The organism is Ewingella sp. CoE-038-23 (assembly GCF_040419245.1).
Taxonomy (GTDB): Bacteria; Pseudomonadota; Gammaproteobacteria; order Enterobacterales; family Enterobacteriaceae; genus Ewingella; species Ewingella allii.
Genome location: NZ_JAZHOH010000002.1, coordinates 202,753 through 219,908, shown reverse-complemented (window position 1 = coordinate 219,908; position 17,156 = coordinate 202,753). Strand labels below are relative to the sequence as shown.

13 protein-coding genes are annotated in these 17,156 nt (G+C 55.9%); 8 read left to right on the top strand and 5 right to left on the bottom strand.

The features are described 5' to 3' along the window. Positions 1-172 precede the first annotated feature (172 nt). Both V2154_RS23460 and V2154_RS23455 read right to left on the bottom strand, forming a co-directional pair. Entirely contained in the window at positions 173-949 is a 777-nt protein-coding gene (locus V2154_RS23460) for a DUF3750 domain-containing protein (protein WP_353504259.1), read from the bottom strand. Between the two features lie 78 nt (positions 950-1,027). Next, a complete protein-coding gene (locus V2154_RS23455) occupies positions 1,028-2,392 on the bottom strand; it encodes a cation:proton antiporter (protein WP_353504258.1) in 1,365 nt (454 codons plus the stop codon). 329 nt (positions 2,393-2,721) lie between these two features. On the opposite strand from V2154_RS23455, the gene V2154_RS23450 reads away from it, so the two are divergent. Next, positions 2,722-4,458, top strand: a complete 1,737-nt coding sequence (locus V2154_RS23450; protein WP_353504257.1) for an ABC-F family ATP-binding cassette domain-containing protein — start codon at positions 2,722-2,724, stop codon at positions 4,456-4,458. A 105-nt stretch (positions 4,459-4,563) separates the two neighbouring features. Here the strand turns inward: V2154_RS23450 and V2154_RS23445 are convergent, their stop codons facing one another. Together V2154_RS23445 and V2154_RS23440 are read right to left on the bottom strand one after the other, a co-directional pair. Continuing rightward, positions 4,564-4,737 (bottom strand): hypothetical protein, encoded by a 174-nt coding sequence (locus V2154_RS23445; RefSeq protein ID WP_353504256.1) that lies wholly within the window; start codon positions 4,735-4,737, stop codon positions 4,564-4,566. A gap of 48 nt (positions 4,738-4,785) precedes the next feature. After that, a complete protein-coding gene (locus V2154_RS23440) occupies positions 4,786-5,376 on the bottom strand; it encodes a TetR/AcrR family transcriptional regulator (RefSeq protein WP_353504255.1) in 591 nt (196 codons plus the stop codon). 107 nt (positions 5,377-5,483) lie between these two features. Between V2154_RS23440 and V2154_RS23435 the strand changes: the two genes are divergently transcribed. The 6 genes from V2154_RS23435 to V2154_RS23410 all read left to right on the top strand — a co-directional run bounded on the left by V2154_RS23435 (position 5,484) and on the right by V2154_RS23410 (position 15,104). After that, the gene (locus V2154_RS23435) at positions 5,484-6,101 is read left to right on the top strand and encodes an NAD(P)H-dependent oxidoreductase (RefSeq protein WP_353504281.1); all 618 of its coding nucleotides are present in this window, start codon (positions 5,484-5,486) and stop codon (positions 6,099-6,101) included. Between the two features lie 153 nt (positions 6,102-6,254). After that, positions 6,255-7,637 (top strand): SrfA family protein, encoded by a 1,383-nt coding sequence (locus tag V2154_RS23430; protein WP_353504254.1) that lies wholly within the window; start codon positions 6,255-6,257, stop codon positions 7,635-7,637. 3 nt (positions 7,638-7,640) lie between these two features. Further along, positions 7,641-10,643, top strand: a complete 3,003-nt coding sequence (locus tag V2154_RS23425; RefSeq protein WP_353504253.1) for a virulence factor SrfB — start codon at positions 7,641-7,643, stop codon at positions 10,641-10,643. Continuing rightward, positions 10,640-13,036: a virulence factor SrfC family protein gene (locus tag V2154_RS23420; protein ID WP_353504252.1), complete on the top strand. Its 2,397-nt coding sequence runs from the start codon at positions 10,640-10,642 to the stop codon at positions 13,034-13,036. Before V2154_RS23425 ends, V2154_RS23420 begins: the two co-directional genes overlap by 4 nt. 260 nt (positions 13,037-13,296) lie before the next feature. Further along, the gene (locus tag V2154_RS23415; protein WP_353504251.1) at positions 13,297-14,646 is read left to right on the top strand and encodes a type II toxin-antitoxin system HipA family toxin; all 1,350 of its coding nucleotides are present in this window, start codon (positions 13,297-13,299) and stop codon (positions 14,644-14,646) included. Then, complete coding sequence (locus tag V2154_RS23410; protein WP_353504250.1) at positions 14,643-15,104, top strand: helix-turn-helix transcriptional regulator; 462 nt, start codon at positions 14,643-14,645, stop codon at positions 15,102-15,104. The genes V2154_RS23415 and V2154_RS23410 overlap by 4 nt, the downstream gene beginning before the upstream one ends. Positions 15,105-15,194: 90 nt before the next feature. On the opposite strand, the gene V2154_RS23405 is transcribed toward V2154_RS23410, so the two are convergent. After that, entirely contained in the window at positions 15,195-15,554 is a 360-nt protein-coding gene (locus tag V2154_RS23405; protein WP_353504249.1) for a helix-turn-helix domain-containing protein, read from the bottom strand. Between the two features lie 403 nt (positions 15,555-15,957). Here V2154_RS23405 and V2154_RS23400 point away from each other — a divergent pair, with 403 nt between their 5' ends. Further along, positions 15,958-17,142, top strand: a complete 1,185-nt coding sequence (locus V2154_RS23400; protein WP_353504280.1) for an efflux RND transporter periplasmic adaptor subunit — start codon at positions 15,958-15,960, stop codon at positions 17,140-17,142. Positions 17,143-17,156: the final 14 nt, after the last annotated feature.

The following is a 17,156-nucleotide window of genomic DNA, read 5'->3' as shown; positions in this document are numbered from 1 at the left end:
TTAAAATTAATGCACCAAAACAACGCCACGGGGGAGTTGCAAGAGAGCCGCCGAGGGTGGCGGTGGGCATTAATTGCGCATTGGACGAATACCTCATTGAGATGTGAAAAGACCGGGTGACTATAAAACAGGCGGTTTTCCGCTGTCAAATCTCCCGGTCAGTTTTGTGATTTTATAACTCAGCCGCGCCGGGGTTATCAAAGCCTACACGCCCGACAAAAGGCAGGCGCAGCGCCGGAGATTTGATATCAACGCCAAGGTTCAGCCCTAGCAGATTGACTTCAACCCCCTCTTCTACCCCCAGCGTAAAGCCGAGAACGCCGAGCACTGAGACCTGCAAGCCACGCCCCGACGGCGGCAAGCCGATCGGGTTAGTCAGACCACGGTAGTCTTTGCCGATGGCATTCGACGGCATATCTAGCTTGAGCGCCGGGACTTCGCGGCCAATGTGTGCCATGAAGGTGTTGCTGTTTGGTCCCGGCCAGGCGTGATAAGTGTGCGGATAAGGGTAGCTTTTTATCGCCGCCTCAATCTGTGGGATCAGCGTTTCAGCCAGTTCTCCACGGCGATCGGCCAGCAGTTTAGGCTTAGAACCAAACCAGTAGCCGTCGGGGATCGCGTAATCGCGGCGAACCACGTTGCTGCTACCCCAGCTCACCACGTCATAACGGGTGAACTGGGTATCGCCCGCCCGTTTATAGATGATCCACGGATGCACCGCCACCAGCCCGCGCCAGCCATAGGTCGGCGCGGCGTAAATCTGGATAATCGCGGTGCTTTTCAGCTGTACCGGGTTGGGGGCAATACCCGCAGAATCGCGGCGCGCGGTAGACCAATCGCCGCCCACCGCCTGCTGCTCTTTGCCCTGCGAGCTTTTAACGTAACTGCACCCCAACGACAGAAAGAGGATGCAGACAATACACAGGGGAACCCATTTAATCACCATCATGCCTTATGTACCTGTGGAAGCTAGCCCGCGCCCTGCGGGAAATTCAGCCTGATAAATTATCACATGTACTCGCCGACGCTATTGCTCATCCTGCTGTTTAGCACGTTCGGCTCGGGCGAGCTGTCGCCCCTGACGCCAGTTCAGCAGCGGGGTGACGGTCAACCCGTGTACCAGCACGCTGGCGACAATCAGGGTGAAGGCGATATCACCCATGCGCTCCGCCTCCAGGCCACCAATGCCGTGGGTGTAGGCATAGGCGATGTAGTTGATACTGCCAATACCGCGGATCCCCAGCCAGCCAATCATCAGCCGTCGGGCGCGCGGCGCGCCGCTGCCGATGGTCGCCAGATAGACCGACAGTGGGCGGATGACCACAAACAGGATCGCCGCCATCAGCAGGCCCGCCGGGTCCCAATGCTGGGAAAGGGTAATGCCCAGCACCACGATAATCGTGGCGGCGAACAACCGCTCAATGGTATCGCCGAAGGAGAGCGCGTCGCCCACCATCAGCCCCACTGACTTGGCCGGGCCACTGTCAGAGAAGGCGTGGCGGATGTGCGGGTTCACCAACTCTTCGGCCGGGCGATAACGCTGGTCTTCATCCATATTTTCCGGCGGATGCAGGTTCACAATCCGCAGCTCGGCGGCGCGCAGCCCGACCCCAGCGGCGAAGGCGGCGAGGAAGCCTGAGGCGTCCACGCTTTGCGCCGCGGCATAGCTCAGGGCAATTAAAGACAGCGCGATAAAGTCACTCGGCGCGATATCACCCTGTACGCTTCTCAGGCGCGTGGCGAGCAGGCCAATCAAGCGGCCGAGCAGATAGCCAATACCCAAGCCGCCGAGCAGCGCCCACAGTACGTCCACCAAGGCCCAGTGGCCGATTTGCAACCAGCTCAGCGGCTCGGGTGAATTCATAATGAGTAGCGCCAGCATCAAAATCGGCAGGGCTGAACCGTCATTCATGCCCGCCTCGCTGGACAACGAAACGCGCAGATTGTCGTCATCGCTGGCGTTATTGACTGAAATCAGGCTCGCCAGCACCGGGTCAGTAGGCGCGACGATGGCCCCGAGCGCCAGAGCTATCGGCCACGACAGGCCAAACAGGTAGTGCGCCACCAGCATCACGCCCGCAACGGTTATCAACATACCGGGGAACGCCAGCCTGACGCCCATTCGCCAACCGTGATTGCGAAACGGCATGCGCAGCTTCAAGCCGGTGATAAACAGAGAGGCCGCCATGGCGATTTCGGTCAATCGGCCGGTGAGTTCTGAATGCGCCACCATATCAATGTGCAGCAAATCCAGCACCCACGGGCCGCAGGCCACGCCAGCGGCAAGGTACAAACCAAAGGTGGTCACCGGGCTGCGATGGATCCAGCCCGATGCCAATGACATTAGCAACAGCAGTCCACCCACGGCCGCTGTCCATCCTAGAAAACTCATGGACTCCTCCAGTAAAAGCGGGGTTGAGTGAAAGTTTAGAAATTTGAAGGGGATATAAAAGGTTAGACTAATTCGAAGATTCTTCAATATAATCAGATTATTCATTCACCAACGAAATATAAGGAGGATTGCCATGCTGACCCGTGAAATGTTTTTCATTTCGCTCGTCCTTAGCGATCGTCACTGCTCAAGCGTTACCGGTATCGTGCTGCGATAACCTGCTTGAGCGAAGCTAACTAACAACCTGAGAACTTCCCTCCGGCTTACCGGTTATCGTCAGCGATTTTTGACGATAGGCATTTCTATGCCTAAAAATCTGAGTAAGCATCATGAGCACACTACTTTCCGCACAATCTGTCGGCTACGACAATTCCTTCGGCCCATTGCTGGCTGAGATCACCTTTAGCCTAAAAAAAGGCGACCGCATCGGCCTGATTGGTCACAACGGCTGCGGCAAAAGCACCCTGCTGAAGATCCTCAGCGGCGCGTTATCCGCCAGCTCCGGCAGCATCACCCTTGCCAATCACTGTTTGATGGCCACCGTCGAGCAGCACTTGCCCGCCACCTTGCAGCACTCCACACTGCTTGAGGCGGTACTTAACCATTTGCCGGACAGCCTGCATCAGCCCGAGCGCTGGCAGGCCGAAGTGCTGCTCGCCACGCTAGGCTTTGATGAATCGGCGTGGGAACTGACGGCGGGAACCCTCAGCGGCGGGCAGCATACTCGCCTGCTGCTGGCCCGCGCGCTGATCCGCCAGCCGGATTTACTGCTGCTGGATGAACCGAGCAACCACTTGGACCTGCCCACGCTGCTGTGGCTCGAGCAGTTTCTGCAAAACTGGGGCGGCAGCTTTGTGCTGGTTTCCCATGACCGCAGCCTGCTAGACAGCGTCACCAACTGCACCTGGATCCTGCGCGACAAAACGCTGCAATTCATTCGCTTACCTTGCACTCAGGCGCGTCAGGCCCTTGAAGAGAAGGACGCCGCCGATGCTCATCGCCATCAGGCTGAACAGAAGGAAATTGACCGGGTGGCGAAAAGCGCCAAACGGTTAGCCATCTGGGGCAGCGTGTATGACAACGAGAAGCTGGCGCGCAAGGCCAAGCAAATGGAGAAGCAAGTGGACCGGATGAAGGATGATCAAACTCAGCTCACCGCAGGCAACCAGTGGCAGTTGAAGTTGATGGGTGAAGCCCTGCCCGCCGACCGGGTTTTGGCGCTAACCGACCTGAAAGTTCGCCCGGACCACGATGCGCCGGTGCTGTTCGAGCTGGACGAAATCCGCGTAAAAAGTGGCGATCGCGTGGCGCTGGTGGGCCGCAACGGCTGCGGAAAATCCTCCCTGCTCCGCAGCCTGTGGCAAGCCTTCGAACACCCTGAAAGCCCGCAGCCGGGGATGGTCTTCCACCCCAAGGTGCAGATGGGTTATTACGACCAGAGCCTGCATCAGTTGCGTGACGACGACTCGCTGAGTGACGCGCTGGCTCCTTTCGCCCCTCTGACTGAGGACCAGCGAAAAATGGCGCTAATTGGCGCGGGTTTCCCTTATCTTCGCCACCAGCAAAAGGTCAGCACCCTCAGCGGCGGCGAGCGTTCGCGCCTGCTGTTTATCGGCCTGACGCTGGCAAACTACTCGCTGCTATTGCTCGATGAGCCGACTAACCATTTAGATATGGAAGGCAAAGAGGAGTTGGCCGAAACGCTGAAAACCTTCGAGGGCGCTGTGCTATTGGTTTCCCACGATCGCACCTTGATTGAGCAGAGCTGCAACCGATTCTGGCTTATCCACCAGCAGCGTTTAGAGGAGTGGCACGATCTGGCCCCTGTCTACGCCATCTTGGCGGACAAGCCGGTGCCTGTGACAAGCGCGAGTGGTGATGAAAAACCAGAGGCGACACCTCTCAAAGCAGACAGCGAGGAAGAGCGCCTGCTCGCCACCCTAGTCGAACTCGAAACCAAGCTGGCCGAGGACTTGGCCCGCAAACCTAAGCATCAAAAACCCGCCCTACAGCGGGAATGGCAACAGCAAATCGAGCAGTTGAATCAGTTGTTAGATTTGGCGTAAACGGAGGGCCGCAGGGATGCGGCCTGACTTCAAGATGGGAATAAAGAGGAGTTATCTCTACAGGGAGGACTTAAAAATGCGTCCTTATTGTAGACTTAATGCCAGTCACTTAATCACATCTTGGCGCTCAATTATAAAATCCTTTTCTGCCTTTTCATGTTTTGAAAGTGAGGTCCAGCTTGGCTTAGCAGGTTGTGGGATCAGGACCTCATCATTTGGTTCATTTTTCAACTCAGTCTCGAGGTTATTACCTTTTTTGGAAACCAATAGAGTGCGCATTATATTTCTCCTTGTTTTCACTCATGTGCGCTGTGCACCGCTCTCTCCTTACCCTGACCGACCCACCAGCCCCATAATCGTCTCCACTAACTCATTCTTAGCTTCTTCGGCGCTGATTTGTTGGCGCACTGCGGCGTTGGACAGGGCTTCGGCGGCGCCGAGCATTGCCCAGAGTCCGGCGATGGAGATCGCGCCTTGCGTAACGTAGGGGCTTAAAATCCCCCGGCACTTCTCGATAAAGCCGCACTCGTATTCACATTTGATCTTTTCCAGCTCGGGCGTGCCGCTCAGGGCAGAAACGATGCCTGAAATTTCCCGTCCTTGATTCAACACGCACTCCACATAAGAGTTGGCAATCACCGCCGCTTTATCTGCCAGCTGCTCGCCGCTTTCCTCCAATGCCTTGTCCATCACCAGCGTTTGGCGGTTGTCGTAATCCTGATACAGCACCGCCAGCAGGCCGGAGCGGGTGCCAAAATGGTCATAAACTACCGGTTTGGTCACGCCCGCTCGCTCTGCCAGATAGCCGAGAGTCAGTGCCTCGGTACCCTCTTCACGAATAATTGCCCATGCCACGCTGACCAATTGCAGATAGCGGTCCTCTCTGGACAGCCGAATGCGTGGGCGTGATGAGGCCACTTCTTTCCTGTTTTCGTCGCTTGACATGCTTATATACCAAAGGTAACTTACCAATAGTATATTATTTTACAACTCACCCAGATCATCTACAAGAAGGAATTTGCACCATACACACTCTGATTGTTGTTTCACACCCGATTGCCGACTCGCTAACCCACACCCTCGCCAAGCAGATTGCCGAGGGGATCACTGGCGCAGAGGGAGGTCACAGCGTGGAAATCGCCGACCTTGCCGCTGAAGATTTTGATCCTCGCTTCACCGCGACTGATATGAATGCTTTCAATGGCAAATCCGCCTTGCCCCAGGACGTGCTGGATGAACAAGGCCGCGTTGACCGAGCAGATGCGCTCATCTTGGTTTATCCGATTTACTGGTGGTCAATGCCGGGCCAGCTGAAAGGTTGGATCGATCGGGTCTTTGCCAACGGCTGGGCTTACGAAGACGATGGCTCGGGCAAAGTGGTGAAAAAGTTGCTTCACCTGAAGGTGCATTTGGTGGCGTTGGGCGGCGCGGATATGCGCACTTTCGCGCGGCACGGCTACTTTGGCGCGATGAAAACCCAGATTGACCACGGGATTTTTGACTATTGCGGCGCGCCGGTTCTGACCTCTGAACTGATTCACACGGCCAACCCTGCAGATTTCGAGGCAAACTTAGCCTTAGCCAAAAAGCTTGGTCAGAAAGTGGTCGCCGCGCCTCAGCGCGCCGAATCACTCTGCGCATAATGGCTCATTTGCCTTAAACAAAACCCGCTTTACCCCCTTATTCCTGCGTTTGATTGCCAGCGGCTGACGGTAAAATCACCACAATCGCCGATAGAGCATTATTTTCTGCCGCTGGCACCTCTTCAAGCACCTCCAATACGGGGCAATTTTTGCGTGGCAAAATCATTTTTACGCAGTGGAAGTTTGGACGATATTCAGGCACTTGGTGAAAACGGCCAGCCGGTTTACGCCTCTGCGCTGCAAATCCGCGAAACATTACGTCTTCGCAAGCAGCAGTCGATTGCCGACGTGCTGGCCATTCCCCAACCCAACGAAGCGGGCGACCGCATTGACTGGTATTCCCCTATCGCGGGCAAAGTCACCTCGTGGTTATCCGCCAGCGACAGCGAGCGCGCCTCGGCCATTACCCAGCTCGAACAGTGCCGCGCCGTGGTGCAGACGCTGTGTCAGGCGGCGCTGAAATCTAGCAAGCCGGGCCAGCAGCTGTTTGGCACCTTGTTGGCGAAAGCCATCCAGTTTCCAGACCAAAACCACGTTTATCTGGTGAATGGCAGGCCCGTTCTGACCTTCTGGGGCTTTGTTCATCTGGATAAAAAATCCCGTATTGATGCTCTTGATTGCCTGCGCCCGCCGGTGTTTAAACCGGAAAGCTCGCTAGTTGATCTGCCGTTACCGACCGTCAAACGCACTGAGCCACTGCCACCGTTGGTGGAGCCTAAACCTCAGGTTGAAGTCAAACCGCAGCCAGAAACCGCGCCTGCCGCCGCCGTGAAAAGCCCGGCCAATCGCGGCTGGCTGCGTTTTTGGTGGCTGATCCCCGGCGCGGCGCTGGCCGCCACGCTGGTGATGCAATTTACCGGCGCATTTGCCCCCGCCGAGCACCCGGCCCCGGTGGCACCGGCAGTTGCCGAGAAGCGCGCCCTGCCTGCCAGCGATGCCCCGGTGGTCACGGCCAAGGCCATCGAGCCAAAACCTGTAGTGGAAGATAAAGTGGAAGATAAACCGGCTGCCGTGGCCGCGACGCCCGCGCCGGAAGTCATTCCTGCTAAAACCACCGAGCTGCCATTGGCTCCCGCCGTCGCCACACCGCCAGTGGCGGAACCCGCTCCGGCTCCTGCCCCAGTGGCAGCCACGCCGACAGCGCCGGAAGATAAAACCGCGCTGACCATGCCGCCGGATGCCGTCAAAGTCGGCTCTACCAAGTTCCTTAATGGCAACTGGCGCGTGGTGCTGGACATTAAAACTCCGGTCACCGGCAAGCCGCCGAGCCTGAAATACCAAATCAAAAACGGTAAAGGCACGGCAAAAATCCAATATGGCGACGGCATGAGCTGCAAAGCAGACATCAGCGCCGGGCTGATGAGTTCAGGAAATCTGGTGATTAACAGTCGATTTAAAGCCAAATGCAGCGATGGTTCGAGGTATCAAATGCCAGAGATCGTCTGTACCCAACCTCTGAACGGCACCGCCGATTGTAAAGGCCGCTACGACGCCAACACCGTCATCCCGATGACCATGAAGCGCGAGAGTAAATAACCGATGCTGGCATCTATTCCTGATTATAAACAGCGTATTACGCTGATTAAGAACAGCGGCATCCAGTTTCTGGACTTCGCCCTGACGCCGCAGATTGATGAAGATCTGCCGTCCAAATTCGTCCGCAAAAGCGCCAACGGCCCGCTGCTGCGCCTCGACCACGATCCGCTGACCGGCAAATACTCCCTGCCAGTGCCGGGTGCGCAGGTTGAAGTGGTGCGCCCTGAATCCAGTATTTCGCTGGCCCAGTCCCTCGCGCTGCTGGAGAAAATCTGGCTGCCGTTGCCGTTCCTGCGTTTTACGCCGCCGCGCAACTTCTCCGGCGGGCCGGATAACTGGGCGCGGATGCAGGTGATTGCGCTGGATAAGCCGGATAACGAAGGCCACACCCATCGCATTATTTTGGCATTTGATACCAAGGTTTATGCTGACGCCGCTGAATTGGAAGAGGGCCAACAGCCCGAGCAGCTGACGCCAAACGACAATGACATCAAGACCGGCGCCAGTTTCGCCTTAGCTTTTTACAATGATGAGCTGAGTGACTTCCTCGACCTGACCTGGGTGGACGGCTGGTTGCGCGAAGCATTCAGCCAGCAGGCGATTCAGCGCGAAAACCGCAATCCGCGTGATATCAAAACCGCCCTGCGCGAATTTGAATATCAGGCGCACTACCTGAATTTGTTGGAAATGCTGGGTACCCAGCTGTCGATCCCTGAAATCAAAATCAGCACCAGCACGCTGCAAGAACCGGCGATCAATGTGGATCTGATTCTGGACGTCGGCAACTCCCACACCTGCGGTATTTTAGTGGAAGAAAGCCCTGACGAAAGCAACGGTCTGAAGCAGACTTACGAGCTGCAAATCCGCGATTTAAGTCAGCCGCATCTACAATATAACGAACTGTTTGAAAGCCGGATTGAGTTCGCGGAGGCGCATTTCGGCAAGCAAAACTTCTCGGTGGAAAGTGGCCGCGACGACGCCTTCATCTGGCCTTCTATCGTCCGCGTCGGGCGCGAAGCCAGCCGCATGGCGCTGACGCGTCAGGGCACCGACGGCTCCACCGGGCTTTCCAGCCCGCGCCGCTACCTGTGGGATGAAGAGAGCTACGCGCCGGGCTGGCGATTCAGCCAGAGTAGCGGTCGTTCCGCGCAGGAACCGGCGGCCACCGCGCTGCCGCAAACTTTCCTGTTCAATGACGAAGGCCAGCCACTGTTCACCGTGCCGGTGGACGAGCGCCTGCCAGTGTTCTCGCCGCACTACAGCCGCAGCTCGATCATGACCTTTATGCTTTCCGAGCTGCTGGCGCAGGCGCTGATGCAAATCAACAGCGCCGCGCAGCGTATGAAGATGATCCACTCTGCCGCGCCGCGTCGGCTGCGCAATATCATCCTGACGCTGCCTTCGGCGATGCCGAAACCCGAACGCGAAATTTTCCGTCGCCGCATGCTTGAGGCGATAGGCGTGGTGTGGAAAGCCATGGGCTGGCACCCGGCTGATGAAGAGTTCACCACGGCGGCTCAACGCGCGTTAAGCCAGGTTCCGGTGCCAGAGGTGCAGATGGAGTGGGACGAAGCCACCTGCGGCCAAATGGTCTACCTGTATAATGAATCTCAGGTGAATTTTGCCGGGCGTACCGAGGCATTCTTTGCCAGCATGGCGCGCCCGGACAAAGAGTTGGCCGAAGGAGAAACCGTAGGCAAAACTCTGCGCATCGCCTCGATAGATATTGGCGGCGGCACCACCGACTTGGCTATCACCCAGTATTGGCTGGACGACGGCGTGGGCAATAACGTGAAAATCCTTCCACGTTTGCTGTTCCGCGAGGGCTTTAAGGTGGCGGGAGATGACATCCTGCTCGACGTGATCCAGCTCTACGTGCTGCCTGCGTTGCAAGGCGCACTAAAGAAGGCCGGCATCGCCAACCCCGAGCCGCTAATGGACAAGCTGTTTGGTCATGAAGGCCGGATGGACGGCCTGTCGATTCTGCGCCAGCAGGTCACTTTACAGATCTTCATGCCGGTCGGCCGCGCGATCCTCGAAGCCTATGAAAGCTTCGACCCGTTAGACACCAGCGCCGAAATCGAAACGCGCTTCTGCGATCTGCTCGAGCAGCTGCCGACGCAAAAAGTTCGCGATCACATTAACAGCGAAGTGCAGCGCGAACTGCGCAACGACGCCGCGCCATTCGACATTCTACAAGTGCCGTTAATCCTCAATCTGAGCAAGCTGCACGCCGAGTTTTTGTCGCCGCGCATGCACATCACCCAGCAGCTGCGCTCGCTGTGCGAAGTAGTGGCGCTCTACTCTTGCGACGTGCTGCTGCTGACCGGCCGCCCTTCCCGCTTCCCGGGCATTCAGGCGCTGTTCCGCCTGCTCCAGCCTTTACCGGCCAACCGCATTTTGTCCCTTGATGGTTATCACACCAGCGATTGGTATCCGTTTAACAAGTTAGGCCGAATCGATAACCCGAAATCCACCGCCGCCGTCGGCGCGATGCTCTGCCTGCTATCGCTGGACCTGCGCCTGAACAGCTTCTATTTCAAGGCGGGCGACTTCCAGCCGTACTCGACTATTCGCTATCTCGGTATGCTCGACAGCAATAACGCGCTGACCGGGGAGAACGTCTATTACAGCGATATCGACCTCGACCAGCCGGATTTCCAACTCAGCCAAGAGGTGAGTTTCCAGATGCGCGGCCCGCTGTGCCTGGGTTTCCGCCAGTTGGACAATGACCGCTGGCCCGCGTCGCCGCTCTATACCTTGTCGATTAACGATCACAAACTGGCGCGACGCATCGCCGGAGATAACGTGCTGACCCTGAAGCTAAAAGTGAGCAAGCAAGGCGATGGCGACAGCCCCGAGCAAGTGGAAATCGCCCAAGCGGCACTTCAGGACGGCACGCCGGTGCCGACCGACCATCTGCGACTGAAATTGAATACCCTGGCGGCCAGTGGCTCAGGTGCCACTCACTACTGGATCGACAGCGGGAGCGTATTTAAGAAATGACTTCAACCCACACCGAACTTCTCAACAGCCAGCTGACCCAGATCGCCAGCGGCGTCACTCAGGCCATACAGTGGATTGAGAGTAACCGCCAGCAGTCGCCGCGCCTGAATATGGAAGCCGACCGCCTGAAGCTGAAGCTGCGCCGCCAACGCCACAAGGCCGAGAATCTTGCCATCTCAGCATCACAGAATCCTGGGATTGGGCTTTATGGCTACTCCCAGGCGGGTAAATCTTATCTGCTGAATGCCCTCACTGCCGGGGAAAACGGCAGGCTGGAAACGCTGCTGGGCGATCGCGTTCTCGACTATTTCAGCCATATCAACCCCAGCAGTCAGGCCACCACGTTGGTCACTCGCTTTACGCGTCTGTCAGAGAGCGCGGACTCGCAGTGGCCGGTGCAACTAACGCTGCTTAGCGAAGCCGAGCTGATAAAAATCGCCGCGCTGGATGCCGCGACCCAAGGCCCGCACGCCGAGTGGGATCAGCAACAGATCCTGACTCACCTGCACAGCCTCTCTTTGCATCGCCAGCCCGACGCCATTGACGGCCTGACCGGCGATGACGTGGTGGCTATCTGGGACATGTTGGCGCGCACGGATGCTAAAGCCGACCGGCTGCGCGCCCTGCACTTCTGGCCTGCGGCGGTGGAACTGGCGCCTTATCTGGGCATTGACGATCGCGCCCGCCTGTTTTCCATTCTGTGGAATGAAGCCAGCCACGCCACGGCGTTTTACCGCCATTTCGCCCACGTTTTGCAACAACTGGAGGGTGCGACGCAGGTTCTGGCGCCTCTCAGCGTGCTGGTGGATGACCACCTGCTGCCCGCCGATGGGATAATGAGTCCGATCACCCTAACCGCCGACTTTGAGACGGAATCGCGAGGTCAGAGCCTGTCGGTTCGCCCGGTGCACCAGGGCGTGGCCGGGCAGCCGGTTGAGATTTCTCTGGTGGAATTGACGGTGTTGACCGCCGAACTGCTGCTGCCGTTACTGTCCGCGCCGCAGGAAGCGCTGTTTGAACAGGTTGACCTGCTGCTGTTCCCCACTCAGGCCGATGCCCGCGAGTTGGGAACCACCCACAGTCTGCTGTCGCCGGGCCTGTTGCACGCCAAAAACGCCGGAATGCTGGAGCGATATACGGAAAATCAGCAGGTCAATTCGCTATTAGTCTGCACCGCCGCCGGGAACCGTGGCGCAGTGAAAAGCGTCAGCAAAGCGCTGGATAACTGGGTGAAACAGACCCAAGGCGAAAACGCGCAGATCCGCAGCCAGCGCAAGCCGGGCCTGATTTGGGCGCTGACGCCATTCGACCAGCGCATCACTCACAGCGAGCATTTCGATGAAACAGTGCAGCGCCACGTTGGCACCCCCGGCGATGCCTGGGGCACCATGCTGGCGATGGACAAACGAGGCATTGAGCGCATGGCCAGCTGGCTCACCGCCGAGGTGACTCCGGCCAACAAACTGGCGCGCCTAGGCGAGCAGCGCGACGAACTGCGCCGCGTGCTGACCGACAACCTGCTGGGAAGCTGGCTGCCCTCTTCCAATGAGCAAGAGTTAGAGCAGAAGCAGAAAATTGCCGAAAGCTTACTCAAAGCGCTGCAAACCCGCGCGGGCGTTCATGGCGAACTGCTCGAGCGCCTGCTGCCCGCCCGCGAGGATCTGCGCCGCCTCTACTTGCAGCAGTTCGACATTCAGCCCGCCGCCAACATCACCGGCGGCGGCGCGACTGCTCCTGTTCTGACGGAAACCTTTGGTATTGGGATCAGCATCGACCTGTTCAGCGACGAACCGCTGGATGCGCCGGTCGAGGATCAGCACGCCGCCCAGCCGCCTGTGGCCGAAACCGACTTTGCGCGCCAAACCCAGCATTACTGGATTAACCACCTGCGCGGCCTGCCGGACAATGCGCCGCTGGTGGATTTGCTCGGCATTGGCAAGCCGGGGGTCGAAATGCTGGTGGAAGAGGTGATCACCGCCGCGGTGCGGATGGACGTCGCGGGCATGCTATCTGGCGTGCTGGAAGAGACTCAGCAATCCGCCGCCGCCAGCGAAAGTCAGGCCGATCGTCAGGTGTCACGCGTGCTGACGGTGATGGGTGACTTTGTGGCCTGGCTGGGCTTCTTGCAGATTGAGGAGTCGCAGCGCCCGGACAGCCGCATTAACCGTGGCCACAAGATCTTCGCCAAGCCAGCGAAAAACTGGAGCACCTCCCAACGTCTAACCAAGCTGACGCTGGCACCCGCTAATAACACCGCGTTCTACATTTACGACTGGTTAGTGGCGCTGAATGACGTGATTATCCAAAACGCCGGATACTCCGCCGGGCGCGAAATTCCGCTAGCACAGCGCGAGAGGCTGGGAGAGATTTTGCAGCAGATACGCGACGAGTAACCTTACCCAAGATAGACAAAAGGCCTGCTTTCTCCAGCAGGCCTTTTTCATTATTAACGCGAGTGACATGATCACCTGCTGGCGCTGACGTTGATAACCGAGCTTACATACGTATTGGCTGATCCTTGAAGAATTACAATGAGTGGTATAGGTAACAATATAATCCCACACTAGAATTAATGAGTGTTATATGTGACAAAAATTGAGTTTTCCTCAGTTAAAGAGCACTATACTACTCATAGGGCTTTCTGGAGATCCGTATGGAATATTTAACGCTACAAGCTTTCCTGCAAAATCAATGGGTGGATATGGCGCACATCACCTTCCCAGAAAGTGAAAACAACGCTTTTCGAATCACTGAACTCCATTATGATTCAGACTATGCCATTGAAAATCTCGGCCGCGATGATAATCACGCGGTGTCACTGAATCACCCTGTTTCTCTATTTTTTGAGAACGAAGGCCCACGCGGCTGGCTGAAATTCCTTGATGATATTATTCCAAGCGGGGCCAGCAGGCGCTATTGGGCAAACTATCTGGATCTTGAGGGTATGGCGGCCGACCAGCAGGATTTTGTATTACTGCGCCACGGCACCATGTCGCCGGTCGGCAATTTAAGGATTAAAGAGTCACTCCCCGAATATCACCCTCTGGCTGAACAGCTATTTTTTACCCTCGACGATGTGAAAAATAGAGCTTCGGATTTTCTGGATTATGCCCAGCAGCGCGGAGCTGCCGCCGGGGGGGCGACAGGCGCGGGCGGCGAAGCACCAAAACTCTTACTAAGATGCAGTCAGGAAGGGCGAATTTGGATTGATACCTACCAGAACGATTCACTCAATCGAGATACCCACTATCTGGTGAAGTTCCCGCGCGGAGGCCGCAGTGAGGTTGACTGCAATATTCTGCGGGCTGAATTCCATTTCTATCACGAACTCGCGGCAATGGGTTTTGATACCATCCCAACTCAACATATGCGTCTTGAGGAAGGTCTAACCTACCCTTCTTTATGGCTACCGAGATTTGATATTTGTTTCGTAGATGATAACCAGATCAAACGCTTTGGCATGGAATCAGTCTATTCAGCATTAAGAAAAACACCCGGCACGACGCTGTATCATGAGGAAGCCATCAGGGCGCTTATCAATAAAATCACCCACGGCGACACCGTGATTGAACAGGGATTTGACTTTGATATTCCAGCCTTTGTGATTGAATGGGTGCGCCGCGATTTGCTCAATATTATCTTTGGCAATAGTGATAACCATGGGCGTAACACGTCGCTGCTGAAGGATGAACGCAGCATTCGTCTGGCGCCGATATACGACTTCGCACCAATGAAGGCTGACCCGGAAGGGATAGCCAGAACCACTAAATGGAGTGCGCCATTAGAAATCGGTGGTGAGTATGATTTTACGGGTATAGCGGCAGCGCTTAATGACCTTGTTCCAGCGGAAACGCTGTTAGAGGCTTTGAGGGAAACGGCTCAACAGCTCCTCGGCCTTAAAGCAAGGTTGGTGGACAGAGGCGTGCCTGAACAGATTATTAACATGCCGGGGATCGGCTTTGACTTTATTGCTGAAAAACTGCGTCGTTGGGGGCTGCTATGAAGGATCATGAATCGGCCCCGGTATCAGCTAAAGAGACCATTCGCAAAATTCGGGAAAGGCAGAAGCTTTTGCAAAATGCCTCTGAATCGTCTGTCGAAAGGCCAGCGGCAATAGAAGAGAGTTCTGGGCACACGCCTTCTCGGCAAAGAGTATCTAAAAGCTCATCAGCCGTAAGCACTCAAGACAGGCAAGCCGTGATGCATGGCATCATCAAACAGCTGCTACTGGGCGAGTTAACACAGGGCGGTGCATTGAAAAAGTTGCGGATCGAGGTGTTGAACCTAAAGCAGGATGCTTATGCAAAACTGGTTTCTGTCTCAAGGAAAACCTTGTCAGACGTCGAGAACGATAAAGGGAATTATACCTCTGACATCATCAACAAATTGTTCAAGCCGTATGGCCTGCAAGTTGGGTTGGTGCCTATTTCCAAACAGCTATTAACTACACTGCTGAAATGATCCCCTGCCATAAATTTGCTCCTAAAACTAACACGCCCGGTCATGGAAGGCCGGGCGTCGTTACGCGGAGTCTTAATCTGGAGTAAAAAGTTAGCTACACATGCAGCCGCTGCGTTCTGGCTGGTTGTGGAGTGTTTTGCGCCAGTCGCCCGGAGTTTGGCCGAATTGGCGTTTGAAACTGCGGTTGAAAGACTGCTGGGAATCGAAGCCCAGGGAGATCGCAACATTGACGATTGGCTCGCCGCTGTTTGCCAGTCGCTCGGCAGAAATATTTAATTTTTTCGCACGAATATATTCGCCCAACGCCGAGCCGGTATGCTCTTTAAACATCCGTTGCAGATACCATTTTGAGTACCCTGCTCGCTCGGCGACGGTGTTGATATCCAGTCGCTCTTCCAGATTCTTGTCGATCCAGTCAGTTAAATCGTGAATAAAATCAGCCGTTTTCATGTTATTTCTCCCGTCTCTCTGACGAAATGTAGTTTCTGGTCTGTTTTTAGACTGACGGGATTTGCGGATAAATGCAAGTATTATTGTTGCATTAAATCTTCGCTTTTCCTCCGTGACCGACTTCACAGATATCCGCTTTTGAAAACAGCACATAAAGTGCAACAGTAATTCTTGCTCTTTGTTAGGGACCTCCCTACAATCCCCCCGAATTAATGTATCTTTCATTGATACTTTAAATTTAGCAACACCTCTTTTCTCGCTGCAAAATTGTGTCATTGAACGACGCAAATCGGACAAAAGCCCGCTCAGGCAAAGGACGTTACCCGGATGACAGGATCCGGTTGTATTGCCTGACTGAGCTTACTCACTGGAAATAAAAATAATGGCAAGTCTGCAAAACCCAATGGTTAAACGGGGCCGCTCACTTCGCGCGCCTCTACTCGCTTTGCAACTCTCTTTGGTTGCGATCTTGGTCACCGTGCTCAGTGCTTGCGACAACAGCGCAGCAAAAAATGGCCCGCCACCGCCTCCGGGCGTCAGCGTAGCGGATGTCGTCGTCAAACAGATTAACCAATGGGATGATTTTAACGGCCGCATTGAAGCCGTGCAGAGCGTGCAACTGCGCCCGCGCGTTTCCGGTTATATCGATAAAGTGAACTACACCGAAGGTCAGGAAGTTAAAAAAGGCCAGGTTCTGTTCACCATCGATGACCGCACCTATCGCGCCGCCCGCGAGCAGGCTCAGGCCGAGCTGGTTCATGCACGCAATCAGGCGAATCTGACCCGCAGCGAGTCAGGCCGTACTGAGAAATTGATTGGCACTCAGGCCGTCTCAACCGAGATCTGGGAACAGCGTAAAGCCGCCGCGTCGCAAGCGCAGTCCGACGTTCTTGCCGCGCAGGCTCAGCTGGATGTGGCTCAGTTAAACCTCGACTTCACTCAGGTCACGGCGCCCATCGACGGTCGCGCCAGCCGCGCCATGATAACCGTGGGTAATCTGGTGACAGCCGGTGACAGCGCGAGTGTTCTCACCACGCTGGTGTCTCTCGACAAAGTCTACGTTTACTTTGATGTAGATGAAGCCACTTTCCTGCGTTATCAGTCACTTGCTCGCGATGGCCAGCACATTGCCGCGCCTGGCACCAAGTTGCAGGTCAACGTCGGTTTGGCGGGTGAGCAAGGTTATCCGCACACCGGCTATGTCGATTTCACCGACAACCAGCTGAACTCCGGTACCGGGACTATTCGTATGCGGGCCGTGCTCGATAACAGCGAACGCCGCTTCACGCCAGGCCTGTTTGCTCGCGTGCAAATGCCGGGCAGCCCACGCTTCGACGCGGTGCTGATCAACGATAAAGCCGTGCTGACTGACCAAGACCGCAAGTTTGTCTATGTGCTCGATAAAGAAGGCAAGGCGCAGCGTCGCGATGTCGAATTAGGCCGTCAATATTCAGGTCTGCGTATTGTGCAAAAAGGTTTAGTCAGCGGTGACAAAGTCATCGTCGATGGTGTGCAGAAGGTATTTATGCCGGGCATGCCGGTGAATGCCAAGACGATTGATATGGCTTCAACTGTCGCTTCTAACTAAGCCCTGAAAGAGAA

What these genes read in the sequence shown, in the direction of transcription:
- V2154_RS23420 (WP_353504252.1), top strand. Translation starts at nt 10,640, where the DNA reads ATGACTTCAACCCACACCGAACTTCTCAACAGCCAGCTGACCCAGATC.
- V2154_RS23455 (WP_353504258.1), bottom strand. Translation starts at nt 2,392, where the DNA reads ATGAGTTTTCTAGGATGGACAGCGGCCGTGGGTGGACTGCTGTTGCTA.
- V2154_RS23415 (WP_353504251.1), top strand. Translation starts at nt 13,297, where the DNA reads ATGGAATATTTAACGCTACAAGCTTTCCTGCAAAATCAATGGGTGGAT.
- V2154_RS23425 (WP_353504253.1), top strand. Translation starts at nt 7,641, where the DNA reads ATGCTGGCATCTATTCCTGATTATAAACAGCGTATTACGCTGATTAAG.
- V2154_RS23450 (WP_353504257.1), top strand. Translation starts at nt 2,722, where the DNA reads ATGAGCACACTACTTTCCGCACAATCTGTCGGCTACGACAATTCCTTC.
- V2154_RS23410 (WP_353504250.1), top strand. Translation starts at nt 14,643, where the DNA reads ATGAAGGATCATGAATCGGCCCCGGTATCAGCTAAAGAGACCATTCGC.
- V2154_RS23405 (WP_353504249.1), bottom strand. Translation starts at nt 15,554, where the DNA reads ATGAAAACGGCTGATTTTATTCACGATTTAACTGACTGGATCGACAAG.
- V2154_RS23445 (WP_353504256.1), bottom strand. Translation starts at nt 4,737, where the DNA reads ATGCGCACTCTATTGGTTTCCAAAAAAGGTAATAACCTCGAGACTGAG.
- V2154_RS23460 (WP_353504259.1), bottom strand. Translation starts at nt 949, where the DNA reads ATGATGGTGATTAAATGGGTTCCCCTGTGTATTGTCTGCATCCTCTTT.
- V2154_RS23400 (WP_353504280.1), top strand. Translation starts at nt 15,958, where the DNA reads ATGGTTAAACGGGGCCGCTCACTTCGCGCGCCTCTACTCGCTTTGCAA.